At 67.6% G+C, this 20742-nt stretch carries 24 protein-coding genes; 17 read left to right on the top strand and 7 right to left on the bottom strand.

Annotation, left to right across the window (positions count from 1 at the left end; genetic code table 11):
- Window positions 1-95 precede the first annotated feature (95 nt).
- The 4 genes from H8R02_RS25445 to H8R02_RS25430 are packed head-to-tail and all read left to right on the top strand — an operon-like array spanning window position 96 to window position 3429.
- Window positions 96-800 (top strand): haloacid dehalogenase type II, encoded by a 705-nt coding sequence (locus H8R02_RS25445; protein ID WP_187084319.1) that lies wholly within the window; start codon window positions 96-98, stop codon window positions 798-800.
- Between the two features lies 1 nt (window position 801).
- Window positions 802-2019 (top strand): CaiB/BaiF CoA transferase family protein, encoded by a 1218-nt coding sequence (locus tag H8R02_RS25440; RefSeq protein ID WP_187084318.1) that lies wholly within the window; start codon window positions 802-804, stop codon window positions 2017-2019.
- The gene (locus tag H8R02_RS25435) at window positions 2012-2461 is read left to right on the top strand and encodes a PaaI family thioesterase (RefSeq protein WP_187084317.1); all 450 of its coding nucleotides are present in this window, start codon (window positions 2012-2014) and stop codon (window positions 2459-2461) included. Before H8R02_RS25440 ends, H8R02_RS25435 begins: the two co-directional genes overlap by 8 nt.
- 2 nt (window positions 2462-2463) lie before the next feature.
- Window positions 2464-3429: a Bug family tripartite tricarboxylate transporter substrate binding protein gene (locus tag H8R02_RS25430; protein ID WP_354004974.1), complete on the top strand. Its 966-nt coding sequence runs from the start codon at window positions 2464-2466 to the stop codon at window positions 3427-3429.
- Between the two features lie 7 nt (window positions 3430-3436).
- Here the strand turns inward: H8R02_RS25430 and H8R02_RS25425 are convergent, their stop codons facing one another.
- Genes H8R02_RS25425 through H8R02_RS25400 form a run of 6 tightly spaced genes read right to left on the bottom strand, consistent with a single transcriptional unit; the run spans window position 3437 to window position 8109 of the window.
- Complete coding sequence (locus H8R02_RS25425; RefSeq protein ID WP_187084316.1) at window positions 3437-4363, bottom strand: aminotransferase class IV; 927 nt, start codon at window positions 4361-4363, stop codon at window positions 3437-3439.
- A 21-nt stretch (window positions 4364-4384) separates the two neighbouring features.
- Window positions 4385-5173 carry an amino acid ABC transporter ATP-binding protein gene (locus tag H8R02_RS25420; protein WP_222622639.1) on the bottom strand — a complete coding sequence of 263 codons (789 nt, stop codon included), beginning with the start codon at window positions 5171-5173 and terminating at the stop codon, window positions 4385-4387.
- A gap of 8 nt (window positions 5174-5181) precedes the next feature.
- A complete protein-coding gene (locus H8R02_RS25415; protein WP_187084315.1) occupies window positions 5182-5847 on the bottom strand; it encodes an amino acid ABC transporter permease in 666 nt (221 codons plus the stop codon).
- 12 nt (window positions 5848-5859) lie between these two features.
- Entirely contained in the window at window positions 5860-6522 is a 663-nt protein-coding gene (locus H8R02_RS25410; RefSeq protein WP_187084314.1) for an amino acid ABC transporter permease, read from the bottom strand.
- 16 nt (window positions 6523-6538) lie between these two features.
- Window positions 6539-7375 carry a transporter substrate-binding domain-containing protein gene (locus tag H8R02_RS25405; RefSeq protein ID WP_187084313.1) on the bottom strand — a complete coding sequence of 279 codons (837 nt, stop codon included), beginning with the start codon at window positions 7373-7375 and terminating at the stop codon, window positions 6539-6541.
- A complete protein-coding gene (locus tag H8R02_RS25400) occupies window positions 7372-8109 on the bottom strand; it encodes a GntR family transcriptional regulator (RefSeq protein ID WP_222622638.1) in 738 nt (245 codons plus the stop codon). The genes H8R02_RS25405 and H8R02_RS25400 overlap by 4 nt, the downstream gene beginning before the upstream one ends.
- Window positions 8110-8193: 84 nt before the next feature.
- Here H8R02_RS25400 and H8R02_RS25395 point away from each other — a divergent pair, with 84 nt between their 5' ends.
- The 6 genes from H8R02_RS25395 (at window position 8194) to H8R02_RS30885 (ending at window position 14708) form a co-directional block, all read left to right on the top strand.
- Window positions 8194-9669, top strand: coding sequence for a sulfatase-like hydrolase/transferase (locus tag H8R02_RS25395; protein ID WP_187084312.1), 1476 nt, complete (start codon window positions 8194-8196; stop codon window positions 9667-9669).
- 2 nt (window positions 9670-9671) lie between these two features.
- Window positions 9672-11474 carry a cobalamin-dependent protein gene (locus H8R02_RS25390; protein WP_187084311.1) on the top strand — a complete coding sequence of 601 codons (1803 nt, stop codon included), beginning with the start codon at window positions 9672-9674 and terminating at the stop codon, window positions 11472-11474.
- 144 nt (window positions 11475-11618) lie between these two features.
- On the top strand, window positions 11619-12968 hold the full coding sequence (locus H8R02_RS25385) for a class II 3-deoxy-7-phosphoheptulonate synthase (RefSeq protein ID WP_187084310.1): 1350 nt from the start codon (window positions 11619-11621) through the stop codon (window positions 12966-12968).
- Window positions 12969-13112: 144 nt separating this feature from the next.
- On the top strand, window positions 13113-14027 hold the full coding sequence (locus tag H8R02_RS25380) for a DUF5996 family protein (RefSeq protein WP_222622637.1): 915 nt from the start codon (window positions 13113-13115) through the stop codon (window positions 14025-14027).
- A gap of 226 nt (window positions 14028-14253) precedes the next feature.
- Complete coding sequence (locus tag H8R02_RS30120) at window positions 14254-14505, top strand: pirin family protein (protein ID WP_222622636.1); 252 nt, start codon at window positions 14254-14256, stop codon at window positions 14503-14505.
- A complete protein-coding gene (locus tag H8R02_RS30885) occupies window positions 14496-14708 on the top strand; it encodes a pirin family protein (protein WP_354004973.1) in 213 nt (70 codons plus the stop codon). The genes H8R02_RS30120 and H8R02_RS30885 overlap by 10 nt, the downstream gene beginning before the upstream one ends.
- A gap of 203 nt (window positions 14709-14911) precedes the next feature.
- Here the strand turns inward: H8R02_RS30885 and H8R02_RS25370 are convergent, their stop codons facing one another.
- Entirely contained in the window at window positions 14912-15817 is a 906-nt protein-coding gene (locus H8R02_RS25370) for a MerR family transcriptional regulator (RefSeq protein WP_187084309.1), read from the bottom strand.
- Between the two features lie 113 nt (window positions 15818-15930).
- Between H8R02_RS25370 and H8R02_RS25365 the strand changes: the two genes are divergently transcribed.
- The 7 genes from H8R02_RS25365 to H8R02_RS25335 all read left to right on the top strand — a co-directional run bounded on the left by H8R02_RS25365 (window position 15931) and on the right by H8R02_RS25335 (window position 20723).
- A complete protein-coding gene (locus H8R02_RS25365) occupies window positions 15931-17439 on the top strand; it encodes a PAS domain-containing sensor histidine kinase (protein WP_187084308.1) in 1509 nt (502 codons plus the stop codon).
- Window positions 17436-18071: a response regulator gene (locus H8R02_RS25360; protein WP_187084307.1), complete on the top strand. Its 636-nt coding sequence runs from the start codon at window positions 17436-17438 to the stop codon at window positions 18069-18071. Before H8R02_RS25365 ends, H8R02_RS25360 begins: the two co-directional genes overlap by 4 nt.
- 7 nt (window positions 18072-18078) lie before the next feature.
- Window positions 18079-18621, top strand: coding sequence for a hypothetical protein (locus H8R02_RS25355; RefSeq protein WP_187084306.1), 543 nt, complete (start codon window positions 18079-18081; stop codon window positions 18619-18621).
- A gap of 105 nt (window positions 18622-18726) precedes the next feature.
- Window positions 18727-19122 (top strand): response regulator, encoded by a 396-nt coding sequence (locus tag H8R02_RS25350; protein ID WP_187084305.1) that lies wholly within the window; start codon window positions 18727-18729, stop codon window positions 19120-19122.
- Window positions 19110-19784, top strand: a complete 675-nt coding sequence (locus H8R02_RS25345) for a hypothetical protein (RefSeq protein ID WP_187084304.1) — start codon at window positions 19110-19112, stop codon at window positions 19782-19784. The genes H8R02_RS25350 and H8R02_RS25345 overlap by 13 nt, the downstream gene beginning before the upstream one ends.
- A gap of 2 nt (window positions 19785-19786) precedes the next feature.
- Window positions 19787-20329: a GTP-binding protein gene (locus H8R02_RS25340; protein WP_187084303.1), complete on the top strand. Its 543-nt coding sequence runs from the start codon at window positions 19787-19789 to the stop codon at window positions 20327-20329.
- On the top strand, window positions 20322-20723 hold the full coding sequence (locus H8R02_RS25335; protein ID WP_187084302.1) for a roadblock/LC7 domain-containing protein: 402 nt from the start codon (window positions 20322-20324) through the stop codon (window positions 20721-20723). Before H8R02_RS25340 ends, H8R02_RS25335 begins: the two co-directional genes overlap by 8 nt.
- Window positions 20724-20742 lie beyond the last annotated feature (19 nt).

Raw genomic sequence — 20742 nt, 5'->3', positions numbered from 1 at the left:
TAACGCCATACCAACCATCCATTGGACCGATGGTGGTCCGGTCCCTAGATTCCACCCCACGCGAATGTTCGCTGCACCCCAACCGGAGAGACGAGATGGCTAGCGTGGAAGAGTTGAAGAGCAAGATCAAGGTCGTGATGTTCGACCAGTACGGCACCGTGGTCGACATGCAGAAGGGCCTGACCGAGGCGTTCACGCCTTACCTGCAGGCCAAGGGCTGGACCGGCAACCCCGGCTCCCTCGTGACCTGGTACCGCCGCACGCACTTCGAGAACTCGATGATCGACGCGCTGCTGCACAAGGAGCACACGCCCTACCGCGAGATCGGCGAGCGCGCGCTCGACTACACGCTCGAGCGTGCCGGCATCCAGCACACCGCCGGCGAAGTGAAGGAGCTGATCGGCAACATCGAGCGCCTCAAGTGCTTCCCCGACGTGCCGGCGGCGCTGGCCAAACTGCAGACGAAGTACAAGATCGTCGTGCTGTCCAACGGCGACCGCGACATGCTGGAGACCGCCAAGCGGTACCACGGTGTCCCCTTCGACCACGTGATCTCTGTGGCCGAGGCCAACACCTTCAAGCCGCACGTGGCCACCTACACCAAGGCCGCCAACATCCTGAGCGTGCGCATGGACGAAGTGCTGTTCGTGGCGAACCACGCGTTCGACTGCCTGGGCGCCAAGTCCGCGGGCATGCACAGCGCCTTCATCGACCGCCGCAACCGCCCCTTCGGCCGCACGCCGCACCAGCCGGACATCTGGGTGCCGGACATGAAGTCGCTCGCCGACGCGATGGTCTGACATGGGGCCGCTCTCGGGCGTTCGGATCCTCGACCTGAGCCGCGTGGTCTCGGGCCCGTTCTGCAGCATGCTGCTGGCGGACCTGGGCGCCGAGGTCATCAAGATCGAGGAGCCGGAGCACGGGGACGACAGCCGCGCTTTCGGGCCGCCCTTCAGCGGCGGCGAGAGCGCGTACTTCCTCTCCGTGAACCGGAACAAGCGCAGCTGCGCGGTCAACATGAAGGCGCCGGAAGGCGCGGGCATCGTGCGGCGCCTCGCGGCGCAATGCGACGTGATGCTGGACAACTTCAGGCCGGGCGCGATGGAGCGCCTCGGCCTGGACCACCGTGAGCTGCGCGCAGCCAACCCGGGCCTGATCAGCTGCTCGATCACCGGCTTCGGCCGCACGGGCGCGGACGCACAGCGGCCCGGCTACGACCTGATCATCCAGGGCGAGTCCGGCATCATGGACATCACCGGCGACCCGAACGGGCCGCCCACCAAGGTGGGCACTTCGATCGGCGACCTGCTGACCGGCCAGTTCGCCAGCCAGGGGATCATGGCGGCCCTGCTCGAGCGCGCTCGCACGGGCAAGGGACGGCACGTCGACATTTCCATGCTGGACTGCATGGCGTCGCTGCTGACCTTCAACGCGGGCATTTATTTCACGACCGGGAAGAGCCCGCAACGCCGCGGCAATACGCACGCCACGATTGCTCCCTACGAGACATTCCGAGCCTCCGATGGCTGGCTCAATATCGGCGTGGCAAGCGACAAGTTCTGGCAGCTGTTCTGCGGCGTGATCGAACGCCCGGTTCTCGCGGCCGAACCGCGTTTCGCCAAGGCGGTCGATCGCGTGCGCCTGCGCGAAGAGCTCGTGCCGGTCGTGGCCGAAGTCATCGCGACGAAGCCGAGGCGCCATTGGATCGACAGGCTGTCGAAGGCGGGTGTGCCTTACGGCGACATCCGGTCGGTGCAGGAAGTGTGCGAGGCCGAGCAGCTGACATCGCGCGGCATGGTCGTGGAGATGCAGCACCCGACGGCCGGCACGGTGAGGAACATCGTGAGCCCGGTGCGGTTCGACGACGGAAGCTTCGACGATCACCAGCCGCCGCCGCTGCTTGGGCAGCACACCGCCGAGATCGTCGGCGAGCTGCTCGGGATGTCGCGTACCGAGATCGATGCCCTGGCTGATCGAGGCGTCCTGCGTTGCAACGACCTGGAGGTGACCCATGGATGAACGCGCAGCCACCGAGGCTTTCGAAGCCGCGCTGAAGTCGCACCGGCCCGCCTTCGAGGACTTCTTCCTCTCGAAGCTGCTGGGCCTTCGCTTCGCCTACGACGAGGGCAAGTGCATCGTCAGTTTCGAAGCGAAGGACTTCATGTTCAACCCGCAAGGCTCGCTGCATGGCGGTGTGATCGCCACGGTGATGGACATCTCCATGGGGCACCTGCTGAACCACGTGCAGGGACCCGGCACGACGCTGGAAATGAAGACGCAATACGTGAAGGCAGCGCGTACAGGCACCCTCACTTGCACCGGCGAGTTCATCCAGCAGGGCCAGGGCATTTCGTACCTGCGTTCGACCCTCGTCGACAACGACGGCGACGTGGTGGCCTTTGCGACGGCCACCTGGAAGCGCCTGAAGCAGACAGACACAAGCAAACCACAGGAGACCTGAAAGTGAAGTTGATTCTGAAAAGCGCACTGATTGCGGCCGCCTGCGCCGTCGCCATGACGAGTGCGCATGCCGAGTGGCCGGAAAAGATCGTTCGCGTCGTCGCGCCCTACGGGCCCGGCGGCGGTGTCGATACGTTCACCCGGCCGATCGCGCAGAAGCTGGGCACGATCCTCGGCCAGACCGTGATCGTCGACAACAAACCTGGCGCGGGCGGCACGATCGGTGTCAAGAACGTGCTCGACTCACCGGCCGATGGCTACACCTTCCTCTCGGGCGGCGTGCACCAGCCGATGGCCGAGAGCCTTTATCCCAAGCGCGGCTACGACCTCGAGAAGGACTTCGTCCCGGTCGCCATGACCGCGCGCGTCCCGAGCGTCCTCGTCGTCACCAACTCGGCGCCGTTCGCTTCGGTGAAGGAGCTGATCGCGTATGCGAAGAAGAACCCGGGCAAGGTGACGTACTGCTCCTCCGGCAGCGGCACCGCGCAGCACATCGTCGGCGAGTCGTTCAAGCGCCTCGCCGGCGTGAGCATGCTGCACATTCCCTACCGCAGCACCGCACCCGCCATGACGGACCTGATCGGCGGCCAGTGCATGCTGATGTTCGACGGCCTGGGCACGTCGGCGCAGCAGATCCGCACCGGCCGGATCAAGCTGCTCGCCGTCGCAACGGCGACGCGCACGCCGCTGTTCCCCGATGCGCCGACGCTGAAGGAAGCGGGCGGCCCCGCCATGGACGCGACGATCTGGTACGGCTGGTGGGCACGGCGCGGCACGCCCGCGCCCGTCGTCGAGAAGATGGCGCATGCGATTCGTGAAACGCTCAAGGACCCCACAGTCGCGGAGGCCTGGAAGACGCAGGGCGCAACCGTGCCGGCGCAGGGCGACGCCGAGGCAGCGCGTTACATGCAGGAGGAAGCCGGGCGGTGGAAGAAGGAAGTGGTCGACCTGAAGATCACGACCGATTGAGGCGCCTTCAAGCCGAAAGGATGAACTCCTCGTAGGCGGCGCTGATCCTGCGCGTCACGGGGCCCATCGTGCCGCTGCCGATGGGCCTGCCGTCGATGCGCGTGACCGGCGTCACGCCGCCCAGCGTGCCCGTGACGAACGCTTCGTCCGCCGAGTACGTCTGCGCGAGCGTGAAGTCCTTCTGGTGCACCGCCCCGATCTGCTGCGCATACAGGTCGATCACATGCCCGCGCGTGATGCCGTTGAAGCAGCAGCGGCCGGTCGAGGTCCACAGTTCGTTGCCGCGGACGATGAAGAAGTTGGTCGAGTTGCAGCTGGACACGAACCCCTGCGTGTCGAGCATCAGCGCCTCGTCGGCCCCCGCGTTGATCGCCTGGATCAGCGCCTGGATCAGGTTGAGCCGGCTGTGCGAGTTCAGTCGCAGGTCGAACACGTCGGGCGTGCTGCAACGGAACGTGGACGTGAAGAGGGCCAGGCCCTTCTCCTTGGCGGCGGGGTTCTTCGCCTTGCGTTCCGCCACGATCACGACCGTGGCCTTGCCCAGCGTGAAGCGCGGGTCCTGGTTGGGCGTTCGCTTGCGCCCGCGCGTGATCATGAGGCGGATGTGCGCGCCGTCGTCGATGCCGTTCGACCGGCACGTGTGCATCACGGCATCGACCACCTGCTGGCGCGTCATGCCGATGTCGAGCGCGATGGCGCGCGCACCTTCGAACAAACGATCCATGTGCGCGTCCAGGGCCAGCAGCCGGCCCTTGATCAGGCGCAGGCCCTCCCAGATGCCGTCGCCGAGCACGAAGCCCGCATCGAAGACGGAAACCGAAGCCTTGTCGCGCGGCACCAGGTCACCGTTGACGTAGACCAGCACGTTCTCGTTGCGGGGATCGTCGATGTACGACTGGGCACTCGATTCGGGATTGGCGTAGGCGGTGGTCAAGATGTGGCTTTCTCTGGAACGTCAAAAGGCGAATTCGGCGGACTGCGCGATGAATGCGCGCGTCGCCGGCTTCTGCGGGTGTTTGAAGATCTGCTCGGGCGTGCCTTCCTCGTGGATCACGCCGTCGGCAAGGAAGATCACGCGCGTCGCGAAGTGGTAGGCGAAGCCGAACTCGTGCGTCACGAGGATCATCGTGCGGCCTTCATCGCCCAGAGCGCGAATCGTGCGCAGGACTTCCCCGACCAGCGCCGGGTCGAGCGACGACGTGGGCTCGTCGAACAACAGCACCTCCGGCTCCATCGCCAGCGCGCGCGCGATGGCGACGCGCTGCTGCTGGCCGCCCGACAGGCGCGCCGGGTAGACATCGAGCTTCTCCTCCAGCCCGACCTTGCGCAGCTGCTGCGCCGCGATCTCGCGTGCCGCTGCCCGGTTCATGCCCTTCACGGTGACGAGCGCTTCCATCGCGTTCTGCAGCACGCTCATGTGGGGAAAGAGGTTGAACTGCTGGAACACCATGCCCACGCGCTCGCGCACGTCGCACAGTTCGCGCTCGGAAAACTTCACGGCACCGGACCCATCGGCGCCCGCCGCCTTGCCCACCGGCTTGCCATCGAGCTCGATCCTTCCCGCCGTCGGGAACTCGAGCAGGTTGATGCAGCGCAGGCACGTGCTCTTGCCGGACCCGCTGCCGCCGATGATGGCCACGCGTTCGCCCGGCATGACGTCGAGGTCGATGCCCTTGAGGACCTCGTTCGGGCCGAAGGACTTTCGCAGGCCGCGGATGCGCAGGATGGGCGTGCTTGTTTGCATGTGCAGTCTCAGAGCCGGCTGCCGAGCCGCTGCTCCAGGCGGTGCGACGCGTAGCTGAAGGGATAGATGACGACGAAGTAGGTGAGCGCCACCGCCGTGAAGATCTCCAGCGGCCGGTAGTACGTCGCGCTGAGCAGGCGGCCCTGGTACATGAGTTCGTGCACGCTCAGCACCGATGCGAGCGAGGTGACCTTGGCCAGTTCGACGCCGCGGTTGGTGAACGCCGGGATCATGCGATGGAACACCTGCGGCAGGATGATGCGCCGCATGGCCTGGCGCCGCGTCATGCCCAGTGCCGCGGCACCTTCCCACTGCCCCGTCTCCATCGACTGGATGCCCGCCCGGAAGATCTCCGCGCAATAGGCCGACGTGTTCAGGGCGATGCCGATGAAGGCGGCAACGAACGGGGTGAGCTGCGTGTCGATCAGGACGGGGAAGGCGTAGAAGAACCAGATCAGCTGGATCAGCGCGGGCACATTGCGAAACACCTCGACCCATGCGGACGCGGCCGCGCCCAGCACGCGCGAATGCGAAAGGCGCATCAGGCACACGAGGAAACCGATGGCCAGCCCGGCGACGAAGCACCCGACCCACAGCTGCGCCATCACGCCCACGCCGCGCACCAGCACGGGAAGGCTGGTCCACATGAGGGCGAAGTCCCACTGGTATTCCATGTCGTCCTTCCCTCAGGCGAGTGCCAGCCGCCGTTCGGCGACGCCGGCGAGTTTGCTGAGCACGAACAGCATCACGAAGTAGATCGCCGCGACGAGCGTGTACACCTCGAGGGGGCGGAACGTGGTGCTGGTCACCTGCATCGCCTGGTACAGCAACTCCGAATACGCCAGCGTGGACGCCAGCGACGTCGTCTTCAGCAGCTCGAACGTCCGCTCCGTGAGGGGCGGGATCATCCGGCGCGCCGCCTGCGGCACGATCACTCGCCGCGCCGCCTGCAGGCGCGTCATGCCCAGCGCGAACGCGCCTTCCCATTGGCCGCGTGCGATGGAGTTGATGCCGCCGCGAAACACCTCCGCGTAGAAGGCCGCCGACTGGGTCGACAGCGCGATCACGGCGGCTTCGAACGCGCCGAGCCGGATCGACGTCAGCACCGGCAGCGCGTAGTAGAACCAGAAGAAGTGGACGATGCCGGGCGTGTTGCGGTAGAAGTCGATGTAGAACGCCGCCGGCCAGCGCAGCCACTTCGTGCGCGAGAGCCGCATCGCCGCGAGCACGCCGCCGGCAACGAGCCCGATGAGCACGGCCACGCAGGCAATGCTCACCGTGCCGTACAAGCCTTCGAGGAACATCGGCCAGTACGCGAGTACGGCCTTGAAGTTCCACTGGTAGTTCATCGCGCCGGGTCTGCGCCTACCACTTTTCCTTCATCACGCCGGGCATCTTGTCGGGGTCGAGGCCCTTGCCCTTCATGTACGCGGCGAACAGCGCCTGCGTCTTGCCGGTCTTGTAGTAGTCGGCGATGCGGTCGCTCACCCAGTTGCGGAACGTCGGGTCGCTGTCCTTGCGCAGGCCCACGCTCGTGGCCACGGCAGTGGCCGGTGTGGGGATGATGACCGTGCCCATTTTCACGCGCGTCTGCTGCACCAGCAGCGCGGGGTGGAACTGCGACACCACGTCGACGCGCCGCGCGGCGAAAGCCGCGACGGCCTCGTCGTTGTTCGCAAAGCGCTCGATCTTCGCCTGCTTGAACATGGCCGTGAGCATCTGGTCGATGTTGGTGCCGATGGTGACCCCCACCTTGATGTCGGGCTTGTCCATGTCGGACCAGGCCTTGGCCGTGAGCCCCGGGCGCAACAGCGCGCCGAGTGCGTAATAAAGCAGGGGCGCTTCCGGGAAGTCGATGACCTGCTTGCGCACGTCGGTCGGGTCGAGGATGAACTGCACGTCCAGCTGGTTGGCCTGGATCGCGGCGGGCGCATTGGCCCACGTCGTCTCCACCAGCTGCATGCCCACGCCGAGGTCCTTGGCCATCTGCTCGCCCAGCGAGACCGCGACGCCCGACCACTTCTCCGACACCGGGTCCTTGTAGAACCAGGGCTCGGCCGGGGTGGCGCCGACGCGAAGCACCTTGCGCGCCTTGATCTGCTCCATGGTGGAGCCGCCCTGCGCGCGGGCGGGGACTGCTGACGCGACGGCGAGGCCTGCCGCCGACCAGAGGAGGGCCCGTCGGCCGATCGGATGGGTCATGTGGTTTCCTTCATGCGAGTGGGAGGACGGGCATCGGCTTTCACCACCGACACCACCGGCGCAAGGCCAGTTCTTTGCGCTTCGAGCTGTTCGAGGAATTCCGCCGTGCGCTCTTCGCCGTGGCGCACGTGGGCCTTGATCTCGCGGATCATGGCCTTCAGGTCGTTGCCGCAGGCGAGCTTGACGTACGAGTCGTGCCCTTCGCGCCGCGGCCCGCCCTGGACGCGATGGTGCACGGCCCAGTACAGCTGGATGCGCCCGCGCATGCCCGACCACACGGACAGCAGCTGCGCATTGCCGGTGGTCTCGTAGGCGAGCGAATGCAGCTCCAGCTCGTGGAGGATGGCCGCGCGCGAGTCGCCCGAGTCGATCGCGTGCAGGAGCGCGCCGTGGCGGCGCTTCATTTCCGCAAAGAACTCGGGGCCGCGCTTGTCCCAGCACTGCTCGAACGCGAAGACTTCCAGCGCCGCGCGCAACGCGAACAGGTCGCGCGCATCCTGGATCGTGAGCGGCGTGACGTGCGTGCCCGTGTACGCACGCGTCGTGAGCAAGCCCTCTTCCGTGAGCTGCCGCATCGCCTCGCGCAGCGGCCCGCGGCTCACGCCGAACTGCTCCGCAAGGCGCGCCTCCACGAGCGGCGTGCCCGGTGGCATGTCGCCGTTGAGGATGGCCGCGCGCAGGTTGTCCGCGATCCGGTGGCGGAAGGTCAGGCGGGCGACTTCTGAGATTTTCACGGGGTTTGCGGTCGATGATCGATCGTCGATGGTTGACAATCTACCTTAGCGCCCCGGACAATGCAACACCATCCAGGGGCTTGCATGAGCCAGAAACCGAACATCCTTCTCATCACGGCCGACCAGTGGCCCGGGAAGTTGCTGGGCATCGCGGGCCATCCCGTGGTGCAGACGCCGACGCTCGACGAGCTGGCGCGCAACGGCACCCTCTTCACGAACGCCTATTCCGAGTGCCCGATCTGCGTGCCCGCGCGGCGCTCGCTGATGACGGGCCGTTCGGCGCGCTCGCACGGCGACCGCGTCTACAACGACCGCATGCCCATGCCAGACTCGCCGACGCTCGCGAGCGCGTTCCGCAACGCGGGCTACCAGGCTTTCGCCGTCGGCAAGCTGCACGTGCTGCCGCAGCGCAACCGCATCGGCTTCGACGACGTGCTGCTCGACGAGGAAGGCCGGGCGCAATACGGCGTGATGGACGACTACGAAATCTGGCTGGGCGACCGTGGACGCCCCGGCCAGCAGTTCGACCATGGCATGAGCACCGACGGCTACGTGTCCCGCCCCTGGCATCTGCCGGAGGAGATGCACGTGACCAACTGGGCGACGCAGCAGATGGTGCGCCAGATCAAGCGGCGCGACCCCACCCGGCCCGGCTTCTGGTACCTGTCGTACCGGCACCCGCATCCGCCGCTGGTGCCGCTGCAGTGCTACCTCGACGCCTATGCATCGATGGACATGGACCCGCCGATCACCGGCGACTGGAACAGCGCCGAAGAACTGCCCTACGCCGTGGCCAGCAAGCGCATGCGCGGCATCAAGTACTCGCCCGCGCAGGTCGCGGCGATCCGCCGCGCCTTCTATGCGCTGGGCACGCACATCGACCACCAGATCCGCCTCGTGATCGGGACGCTGCGCGAAGAGCAACTCCTCGACAACACGATCGTGCTGTTCACCGCCGACCACGGCGACATGCTGGGTGACCATGGGCTGTGGGCCAAGGCGGTGTTCTACGAAGGGTCGGCCAAGGTCCCGATGATCCTGCTCGGCCGCGCCAAGGACCCGCGCGTGCGAGTGGGTGCCGTCGACGAGCGCCCCGTCGGGCTCGCCGACGTCATGCCGACGCTGCTGGACCTCGCGGGCGTCGAGATACCGGCCAGCTGCGACGGCGTGTCGATGATGTCGAGCGCGCCGCGCGAGACGCTGTACGGAGAGTTCGGCGAAGGCCCGGGCGCGACGCGGATGGTGCGCAGCGGGCGCTTCAAGTTGATCTACTACCCGGTCGGCAACGTTCGCCAGCTGTTCGACATCGAGGCCGATCCGCAGGAACGCGTGGATCTTTCGGCGCAACGCGAGCATGCGAGCACGCTCGGGGGCCTGACGGAAACGCTTGTCGCCAACCTGTACGGCAGCGACCTCGCGTGGCTGCAGGAAGGCAAGCTCGTGGGGCTGCCGAACCGCAAGGCGGGCCCGCGCCTGAACCGCGACCTTTCCAGCCAGCGCGGCCAGCACTGGCCGCCCCAACTGCACAGCGACATGCCGCAGCTGCTGTCCAGCACCTGAACATGCCGGCCGACTTCAAGACGATCTTTCCGGAGCGCGAGCTTCCCTCGGGCCGGCAGCTGCTGCAGGAAGGCCGTGCGCTGGCACCCCTGTGGCCGGTGGGCAGGTCGGCCTTCCTCGAACACGTCGCGGCGAAAAGCGAATACGAGTTCAAGACGCGGCAGATGGCGGCCGGCAAGGTCATGCAGCATGCGCAGATCGGCTACCGCGAGCCCGCGCAGAGCTGCCGCGCGTATGCGGAGATCTGGGAGACGTGCCAGCGCCATGGCGTGACGGTCGACCGCTACGGGCTTTGCCTCGACTGGTCGATGGCGCTGCCCCGCGCCATCCGCGCACGCGCGACGCGCGGCACGGGCATGATCCTTCCGGAGGTGGAGGACTTCTGCCGCCTCACGGCCAGTGCGCCTGCCGCGCCGCACTTCGGCGACTTCGTGCTCGGCTTTCCGGGCGCGCTCGAGAACACGCAGGCGGCGCTTGCCGCAGGCAGCACGGCCATCGGCAACCTCGGCCAGTACTTCACGTTCCGCATCCCGGGGCATGACGACGACGTCGAAGCCACGGCTGCTACGGTGCGCGCCATCGGCCTGATTGCCGCGCAACCGGTGACGGTGATGGTCCACTCCAACATCGACGACGGGTATGCCGCGCAATTCACCGACCTCACGAGCTGCCTGGGCATCATCCTCGTCGAGCGCGACCTGATCACGCGCCTGGCGGGCGCCCCCATCGGCCATTGCTTCGGCCACCATTTTTCCGACCCGATGATGCGCCTTGCGTTCCATCGCGCGATGTCCATGGCGGGCGCGTCGCCGGGCACGGTGATCTACGGCAACACGACCAGCTACCGCGGCAACGTGCCGCAGAACTTCGCGAGCCTGGCCAGCTACCTCACGATGGACATCGTGGGCCAGATCACGCACCCCACCGGGCACGCGATCAACCCGGTGCCGGTGACGGAGAACGATCGCATCCCGACGATCCAGGAAGTGATCGACGCGCACCTGTTCGCGGGCCGGATGAAGGAACATGCGGCAGGGTACGCGCCGCTGGTGGATGCGCAGGCGCGCGACGCCGTTGCGGCGACGATCCTCGAAGGCGCTCGCCGCTTCCAGCAGAACGTGATGACCGGCCTGGCGGCAGCCGGCGTCGACACGGACGACCTGTTCCAGATGCTGCTCGCGCTGCGCCGCATCGGCCCGCGCAGGCTCGAATCGGAGTACGGCGCGGGCTGCGAAGACCCCTTGCGGCCGGGCGTGCGCATCCCGGTCGTGCCCGCGACCATCCTGCACGAGATCCGCGAGATGGCGGATGCCGCCATCGAAGCCGCGGCGCGGCTGAAGGCGCTGGAGCCGCGTGTCGAGCCGCTCAAGGTGCTCGTCGCGACCAGCGACGTGCACGAGCACGGCAAGATGCTGGTCGAGGAGTTGCTGCGAAGGCTCTCGATGACGATCGAGGACGGCGGCGTGTCCACCGATCCCGACAAGCTGGTGGCGATCGCGCAGCGCACGCACCCCGACGTGATCGCGATCAGTACCTACAACGGCGTGGCGCTCGGATACTTCAACCGCATCAAGGCGCTGCTGGCGCAGCAGGGCCTCGACATCCCCGTGCTGATCGGGGGCCGCCTCAACCAGATCGCCGAAGGCGCGGAAGGCAACTTGCCGACCGACGTCGGCGACGAGCTCGCCGCGGCCGGCGCGATCGTCTGTCGCGAGGCGTTCGAGCTCATACCCGCGCTGCGGGCGGTGGCGCAACGCAGGCAAGCGCAGTTGCGGCCGGCGACGGCGGCGTGGCATGAAGTCTAGGCGTCGTTGCACAGAACACAACTGCGTTTCATTACACGCAACACAGTGCACTTCCCGAAACGCCGAGCAGCCCGGAAGCCAACCGGCCAGCGCTGCTCACGGCTGCAACGGCCTCCGTCGGTCGCATAGGCGTAGCATCGCAAGATGCACCCGTGGACTCCCGACTCCTGGCGCGGCCGGCCCGCGTTGCAGTTGCCCGCCTATCCGGATGCGCCGTCTCTGCAGACAGTGGAGCGGCGCCTTCAGGCGCTGCCGGCGCTGATCTTCCCGGGGGAGATATCACAGCTTCGTGAACGCCTGGCTGCGGTCTCGCGCGGCGAGGCGTTCCTGCTGCAAGGCGGCGACTGCGCCGAAAGCTTCGACGAGTTCGGCCAGGAGCCGGTGGAGTCGACGTTCCGCGTCATCCTGCAGATGGCCGTGGTGCTGACCTATGCGGCCGCCTGCCCGGTGGTGAAGGTCGGGCGCATCGCGGGGCAGTTCGCGAAACCGCGCTCGTCCGACACCGAGACGGCAGGCGGCGTCACATTGCCTTCGTACCGCGGCGACATCATCAACGGCAGCGAATTCAGCCCAGCCGCGCGCCAACCCGACCCCGCCCGGCTGCTGCAGGCCTATTCGCATTCGGCATCGACGCTGAACCTGCTGCGCGCGCTCGCCCAAGGCGGCTTCGCCGACCTGCACGAAGTCCATCGCTGGACGGCCGACTTCGTGCGCAGGAGCCCGCAAGGCGAACGCTTCGAGGAACTCGCCGACCGCATCACGCAGTCGCTGGCGTTCATGGAGGCCTGCGGTTTCGACGCGACGCGCGCGCCCCAACTGCACGCCGTGGAGTTCTATACCTCGCACGAGGCGCTGCACCTTCATTACGAAGAGGCGCTGGCCCGTTACGACGAGCGCAAGCAGCGCTGGTACGGCGCATCGGCCCACATGCTGTGGCTGGGCGAGCGCACGCGCCAGCCCGAAGGTGCGCATGTGGAATTCCTGCGCGGCATCGACAACGCAGTGGGTGTGAAGATCGGGCCGAGCGCGAAGCCCGACGACGTGCTCCGGCTGATGGACTTGCTCGACCCCGGGCAGCAACCGGGCCGGCTGGTGCTGATCGCGCGGATGGGCGCCGACAAGGTTGCCGAGCGCTTGCCGCCGCTGCTGCGCGCGGTGCGCCAGGCCGGCCGCACGCCGGTGTGGTGTTGCGACCCGATGCACGGCAACACCGTGACTTCGTCGAACGGCTACAAGACGCGCGACTTCGAGCGCATCCTGCAGGAGATGAGCCTGTTCTTCGCGGCGCATGCGCAGGAAGGGACGTACCCCGGTGGCCTGCACTTCGAGATGACCGGCCAGGACGTGACGGAGTGCCGCGGCGGCGCGCAGGCGCTGACCGATGCCCGGCTGGAGGAGCGCTATCGCAGCGCATGCGACCCGCGGCTCAACGGCTCGCAGAGCCTGGAGCTCGCCTTTCGGATCGCGGATGTGTTGAAGTCGGCGCGGCGCTGACCGGGTCCTGGAGGCGGCTTGTTCAACGGGCGGCGTCTTGCGGCTTGGGAACTCAGGCGGTGGCCCAGATCTTGTCTTGAGCGTCCGCGACACTGGGCTGCTGTCGAGCCTTGAAGCGCCGCATTGCCACCACAAGGAGACATCGTGACCGAACCCAATGCGCATGCCAATTGGCCGCCGCTGGTGCTTGATGAGTGGGAGCCGACCTACTTGACGGTTCACCGGTTCACGCAGGTCCTCGGCAAACTCTGCCTCGGTTACGCTCCCCCGCAGAACCACTGGTGGCACAGCGCATTGGCGGTGACCTCGCGAGGGCTGACCACACAGGGACTCACAGATGGCGCGCGTATGTTTTCGGTGACGCTGGACTTCTGCCGACATCGGCTCGAAGTTCACTGCAGCGACGGCGCTGGCGGAGAATTCCCCCTCGAGGGGTTGTCGGTTGCTGATTTCTGGACGGCGACTCTCGAAACCCTCGCCGGGCTCGGGATCCGACCGGAATTGAACCCCGTTCCAGCCGAAGTTGCGGACCGCACGCCACTGAACGAAGACCGGAAGCACGCCGCGTATGACCGGGGTGCGATCACGCGGCTGCACCGCATCCTGGTCCTCGTCGACAACGTGTTCAGGATCCACCGGGGCGGCTTCCTCGGGAAATCCAGTCCGGTGCATTTCTTCTGGGGCGCCTTCGACCTGGCCGTTTCCCGCTTCTGCGGGACGCGCAATCCGCAGCCGCCGCAGGATCCCATGATGGCTGCCGCATACTCGCACGAAGTCATCTCGCACGGTTTCTGGCCGGGCGGCGACTGGCCGGGTTCCGCTCGCGTTCCGGAAGCCGTGTTCTACGCCTACGTCGTGCCTGCGGCCCAAGGCCTGGAATCCGCGAGCGTTGTGCCCAGCTCGGCGCGCTTCGATGCGGCGCTGGGCGAGTTCATCCTGCCCTACGAAGAGGTCCGCAAGAGCGCCGCCCCCCGCGCCGCCTTGCTGCAGTTCATGGAGACCACGTATCGCGCCGCGGCCACATTGCGCGGCTGGGACACGGCCCTTCTGGAAAGGTGATCATGCGCAACCGCGCAGCACGTCTGCCGGAAAGGGCGGCAATACCGCCTGGCAATTGAACAGGCCCGTGGCGATCACGAATGCTGCCGCGCCGCTGGTACGGGGGCCCCACCCTCCACTTCCGCGAGCGTCAGGCCGTGATCGAGTGCGACGCGGGTACCGGCCAGCAAAGGTGTGTGCTTGGACATGGCGGTTCAGAAGAGCTTGGCTGTGGCGTAATCGCAGTATGGACCGGCAGAACGTCTTTCACGACAGGAATGCACGCGGGCGGACGCGCACCGGCTGGCTGCAATCGTTCCACACGTTTTCGTTCGGAAGCTTCAACGACCCCGCGCGCATGGGATTCAGGGCACTTCGGGTGATCAACGAGGACATCATTGCAGGCGGCTCCGGGTTTGCGGAACACGCCCATGATCACTTTGAGATCAGGACTCCGCTGGCCATTCCGGCCAGCTTGCAGCAGGCGACGTGCAGCTGATCAGTAGCGGCACAGGCATTCGGCACTCCGAACGCAACCCCCACCCGCAGGAGCCGACGCACCTGTTCCAGATCTGGCTGCATGGGAATGCGGACGCCGAGCCGCCGCGATACCAGTACGCGCGCGGTGCTCTCGACCCGGTTGCTGGCTCCGCAATGCGTGCCGTCGCTTCCGGCGACGAGGACACTTCCGGATTGCACTAGGCCGCCGCGCGTCAGAACGCAAAGCAGTCGCACCCGAGCGCGCCCCAGAAACTGCGCAGCTCGCTCGCCGCGACCGGCACTCGCGATCGGCCGGGCAGGACGCCCGCGCTTGCAGGCGACCGCGCGCCCAGGCTCACATCGCGTCGTGTGAAGCCCGGCGGGACCAGTCCTTCCTGGACGGGGCATCGCCAGCCGATGTGGACCTATTTGGTCCGTCTACCTTTCCCCAGCAGCTCCCGAGCCGCCAGCCGTGCATGCTGGAGCGTCGGCAGGTGCCGCACCTGCCCCATGAGGAGGCGGGGGGGCGCCTGGTTCGCGCCGAACCACACCGCGGTGCCGGGCGCGTGTGCCTGCACCCCCTTGACGAGCTCGCCAAGGCTCGACTTCACTTTCCGCGAGTTCGCGCCCGCGCTGCTGCTCAGCGCGATGACGCGGCACTCATAGGCCTTGGCGGCGCGTGCGACCTCCCGTGAGGGTACGTTGGGCCCCAGGGAGATGCAGTCGCAGCCTTCCGCGACGAGGACCGCCTGCGCGAAAAGCAGGCCGAGGCGGTGGTGCTCGCCTTCGAGGGTGGCCAGCAGCACGCGCGGCGCGCCGGCCGGGGGAGCCGGCTGCATGGACAGCGCTTCGCGAACGATGTTTTCCACGCACTCGGTAAACGCGTGCTCCTCGAAGATGCTCACGCCACCGCACTGCCACGCGCTCCCCACGTCCTGGGTCGTGGTCGCGAGCTCGTCGACGAAGCCCGAAATCCCCAGCAGCAGCAGCCTGCCGCGCAGGTGCGCGCGCAGGCCGTGCACGTCGTGTGCCTTCATGAGCGACAGGACGGGATGCCTGCGCACCCGCGCGGCGTCCTCGCGGTCCGCAGCGCGTGCGCGCCGATGCACCTCGTCGCGGGGGATCGCCAGCAGTTGCTTGGGACGCGCGCCACGCCGCACAAGGGATGCGACGGACTTGAGGTACTCCACCTCATCGAGCGAGTAGGAACGGCGACCTGCCTCATTGCGCGATGGACCGGGTATTCCATAGCGCTGCTCCCAGACGCGCAGCGTCGCCCGGGGGATCGCCGTCGCCGCCTCCACTTCTTCGATCAACAGCGCACGAGCCATTTTCGAATTGTCGGGCCGCGGCGAGGGTTTCTGCTGCGAACTTGTTCACTGTTGAGTACATCTGTTACAAAAAGCTGTCGCTGTGCTAGCACAATAAATTGACAGTATCACGAGTGGAATCCGGAAGTGAAGGGGCGCCGCCGAACGGGCGCAGGAGGGGAAACTGGTGGTCGCTCCTGAGGGGCGAGGCGCAAGCGCCCGCATGGCCGGCGCTCGCGCTCGACCGCGCGCCGACGCCCACCCTGATCTGCTGCGATGCAGGGCAGGTGAAGCTTGCGAACGAAGCGGCCCGCTCCCTGCTGCGCACCGCAGGCTGCGCCGCACCGGATGGCCTGCGCCTCCAGCAACTGGTCAACCTGACCGACGCCTCCCGACAGCGAGTCATGCAGCTCTTCAAAGGCAGCGTTCGCAACTGCCAACTGGTCACCACGCTCGGCACGCGGCAGTGGCCGGTGGAAGTTCGCGCGGTGCGCTACGAGGCCGACCGAAGCGTCTGGGCACACCTGGAACTGCACGACATACGCCACCGCCTGGTGCACTTCGCGCAGCAGCGCGCGCGCGTCGAGCTCAGGCAGGAGCTGATCGAGGCGATCCCGCTGCCGCTGTCGCTGCGTGACGACAAGGGACGGTTCGTGCGTGTCAACCGCGCCTTCGAAGACTGGCACGACGTGCGCCGCGCGCAGGTGCTCGGGCGCACGCCCAGCGACGTGCTGCCGGCCAGCGTCACGCTTGCTTTCGCACGCTGCGACAAGCTGGCGCTCGCGAACGGCGAGCCGGTGGACGAGGAGCTGGAACTGCGCCCCAGCGACGGTGTCGTGCGCAACGTGCAGCTGCGGGTGCACGCCATCCGGCAGCACGGTGCCTTGCTGGGCATCATCGCCATCGAGGCCGACGTGACGCGCCTGCGCGAGCAGGAGGGGCTGCTGACTGTGCTGCATCGCCGGCTCGACCGCGTCTCCGCGTCGATGATTGACGCCCAGGAGCGCGAACGCCGCCGGGTGGCGCAGGACCTGCATGACGACGTCGGCCAGGTGCTGACCGCGCTGAAGCTGGCCGTCGATTCGCTCGCGCAAGGCGCGGCGCCCGCGCAGACGCAGGACCTGCGGCACGTCGCCTATCTGATCGACGAGTCGCTGCACCGGGTGCGCGACGTCACGGCCAATCTCTATCCCCATGTGCTCGACGACCTGGGCCTGGAGCCCGCGCTGGGCTGGCTCATCGAGCGTTTCGTGCGGCCGGCGCTCCCCGACGTCTCCATGCGTTGCCGCCTCGAGCGCAAGAGGACGCTGCAAGACATCGAGCTCTGCGCGTTCCGGGTGGTGCAGGAGGCATTGACGAACGTGGTGCGGCATTCGCGCGCGACCCGCGCCGGCGTGCTGGTGGAAGACCGCAGTGGCTGCCTGCACATCGAAGTCCTCGACAACGGCAGCGGGTTCGAGACGGGCGCGTCCTGGTTCGTCGCGCCGGGCCGCAACTCGCTCGGGCTGGCGAGCATGCAACAGCGGGTGGAGGAGTTGGACGGGTACATGCAACTGGAGAGCACCGTCGGCTCCGGGACAAGCATCCGCGTGCGCCTGCCGTGGCCGGCTGCGGATGCAGCCACCGAGGGCGGCGCGGCATGAAGATCATCGTCGCGGACGACCATGGCCTGGTGCGCGCGGGCCTGCGCCTGCTGCTGGACCGGATGCCCGGTATCGAGGTCGCCGGCGAGGCCGCCGACGGCGAACAGGCCCTGAGGCTCGTGCTTGCCCTGAACCCCGACATCGCGTTGCTGGACATCGCGATGCCCAAGCTCAATGGGATTGGCGTGCTGCGCAGGATCCGCGCGAACGGCATGGCCACCAAGGTCATCCTCTTGTCGATGCACGACGGCGACGAGTACGTCGCCGAGGCCTTGCGCGAAGGCGCGCTCGGCTACGTGGTGAAGGGCTCTGCCGTCGCCGAACTCGAGAGCGCACTGGCGACGGTGGCGCGCGACGACATGTACCTCAGCCCGGTGATCTCCAGCAAGCTCGCCCAGGCTTTCAGCAGCGGCCGGCGTGCGGGCCCCGGCCTGTCGACGCGCCAGACCGACATCCTCAAACTCGTCGCCATGGGCCGCTCGTCGAAGGAGATCGCGCGCACGCTCGGCCTGTCGCTCAAGACGGTGGAGACGCACCGGGGGCAGATCATGGACAGGCTGGGCATCCGCGACATCGCCGGCATCGTGCGCTACGCCGTGCGCATCGGCCTCGTCTCTCCATACGAAGGGTGATGCCCGCATGCGCGCCGCGCCGTATGTGCTCTTCGCCAACTGGCGCGTGCTGCAGCGCATCCGCGGGCCGCAGAGGCTGCGGCCCCATGCCCTGCTCGCTTGCTCGGACGGCTCGCTCGTGGCGTGGGTCCATCGCGACCGCGTGTTCGACAGCTCCGGCCCGTGGGCCCTCAAGTTGCTGCCGCGCCTCCTTTGCGAGGAAGTCGATGCCCCGCCGGCGCAACACGGCGGCCGGCTCGACGACGAATCTGGCGAACCCCTCGACCGCGTGTGCTGGCAACTCGGGGACCTTTATGCGGTCGTCCACGGGCTTGCGCCCTGGCTCGGCGAGGACAGGCGCTACGAACTCCTGCGATGGCCATCGTTCCACGCGATTGGCGAGGACCCGCTCGCGATGCGGGTCTGCAAGCGCCTCGCCAAGACGACGTGCACGCCGGTCGAACTCTCGGTGAAGCTGGACGTCGCGCCGGCAACGATCGCCGCGGTGCTCAATGGGCTGTCGCTTTGCGGCTGCCTCCACGAGGCCCGCGCGCCGCACCGCCATCACTAATGCGTTGGGGTTAAGGGGCAGTCCCCCACCCCGCGGGGGTTCGCAGGCAAACGGTGGGCGATGCGCACCGATGAAACCGCCCGGCGCGCTGCCTACGATGAACGCATGATGCTCATCGTCGGTGAACAGGGCCCGCTGCGAAAGGAACTCAAGCGGGCACTCACGCGCGATGGCGTTGTGGTGCGCATCGCGGAGTCAGCCGAAGATGCGCACCGAGACGCCGTCCGGCACATGCCTGCGGCCATCCTGCTCGACCCGGCGATGCCGGAGCTCGAAAGCATCGTCGCGCTGCGGCGGCTGGAGGCCGATCCGCGAACCTGCACGATCCCGGTTCTCTGGTACTGCTCCGACCGCATCGAGGGCGCGACGTGCTGGGCACATGCACTGGCCGTCGATGCGCGCATCATGCCGCCCTTCACGGCGCTGCAGGTGCTTCGCCGCACCCACATCCGTCCCGGAACAGGCAACGACGAAGCGGGAGGTCATCCATGCCGGACCTGAGACTCGGCGTGTACCAGCTTCCGCAGGCGGAAGCGCGGCTGGTGCGCGCGCTGGTCGCGTTGCTGTCCGCGGATTCGCCGCAACAGGGCTGGGCGTACGTGGAGAACGGCCCTTACGACGCAGTCCTCGTCGACAGCCAATTCGCCGACGAGCCGCAGGTCAAGGAGCTCGCGCCGGCCATCCTGACGGTGGCACCGGTTGGTGCCGTCGATGCGGATGACACGCTGCCGCGGCCGATCCGTGCAGAGCGCCTGGGCCGCTGGTTGCGAACCGCGGAGCAGCGTCTCGGGCGCGCCGAAGCGACGCAAACCGTGGGCATGCCGGCGTTCGGCTCGCCCGGGCGCACGACGCGCTACCGCCTGCGGCGCTGGCCACCGGCCGAGTCGGTGCACAACGACCCCGCACGCGTGCGCATGGCCACCATGCTTTCTCGCAAGACGCTTTCGATCGAGGAACTCTCCGAAGCCAGCCGCCTGCCCCCGGAGAAGTGCCTGAGCTTCGTGCAGACGCTGCGCAGCCTGGGGCTGCTCACCGTCCAGGAGGGGGGCGCGCCCGCGCCAACCCGGTCCGAAGCGCGTGCACAGGCCGTGCGCCCGAACGAAGCCGCGCCGGACGCACGCCGCACGCTGGTGCAGAGCTTTCGCCGCCGCCTGGGAATCTGAGCATGACCGAGTACAAGATCCTGTTCACCGGCACCATGGGCGCCGGCAAGACGACCGCCATCGGCCAGGTCACGGAGATCCCGCCCGTGATCACGGACGTCGCCAACTCCGACCCCTCGCTGGCGAAGGCGCGCACGACCGTCGGGCTCGACTTCGGTGTGCTCTCGCTCGACTCCGGCGACCGCATCCGGCTCTTCGGCACGCCGGGGCAGGCCCGATTCGACTTCCTCTGGAAGATCCTGGCGCGCAATGCGCTGGGCCTGGTGATCCTGGCGGACAACTCGAGGCCCCAGCCGCTCGAGGACCTCAAGGTCTACCTCGAAGGATTCGCGCAGGAGATCGCCGAGGTGCCATGCGTGATCGGCGTCACGCGCTGCGACATCACGCAGTCGCCGACGTGCGACGACTACGCCGACACCGCCGCGAGCATGGGCGTGCTCGTGCCGGTGATCCCGGTCGACGTGCGGCAGCGCGACGACGTGCTGCTGCTGATCGACAGCCTGCTCGCGCAGATCGAAGTGGAGTGGACCGAAGACCATGAGTGAACAGCACAAGGTGAAAGTGGCGGCCGCGCTCGCCGCCGCCGCCCAGCGCGAGGCCCAGCACATCCTGGACGAGACCGGTGGCGCGCAGGCGGTGGTCGTTGCGACCATGGACGGCTTCGACATCGCCACTGCACTGCGCGCCCGCATCGACCCGCATCGCATCGCGGCCCTTGCCAGTTCGATTGCCGCAATCGGCGAGGTGGTCTCCGTCGAGGCCAAGCTGGGCAAGGCGCGCAGCGTGACGGTCGACACCGACGGCGGCTTCGCGGTCGTCTTCAGCGTGGCACGCGTGGACACGCCGCTCGTGATCAACGTGATCGCCGGGCCCGGCGCACTCGTCGGTGAGGTCAACTACCGCGCCGCGGCCGCCGCGCGCGCGCTTGCCGCCGCCTGAGGCGGCACCCAATGCCGGC

It is taken from the genome of Ramlibacter albus, from assembly GCF_014297445.1.
GTDB lineage: Bacteria > Pseudomonadota > Gammaproteobacteria > Burkholderiales > Burkholderiaceae_C > Ramlibacter > Ramlibacter albus.
The sequence above is the reverse complement of the archived record's forward strand: the minus strand, read 5'-3'. Positions and strand labels throughout refer to the sequence as shown.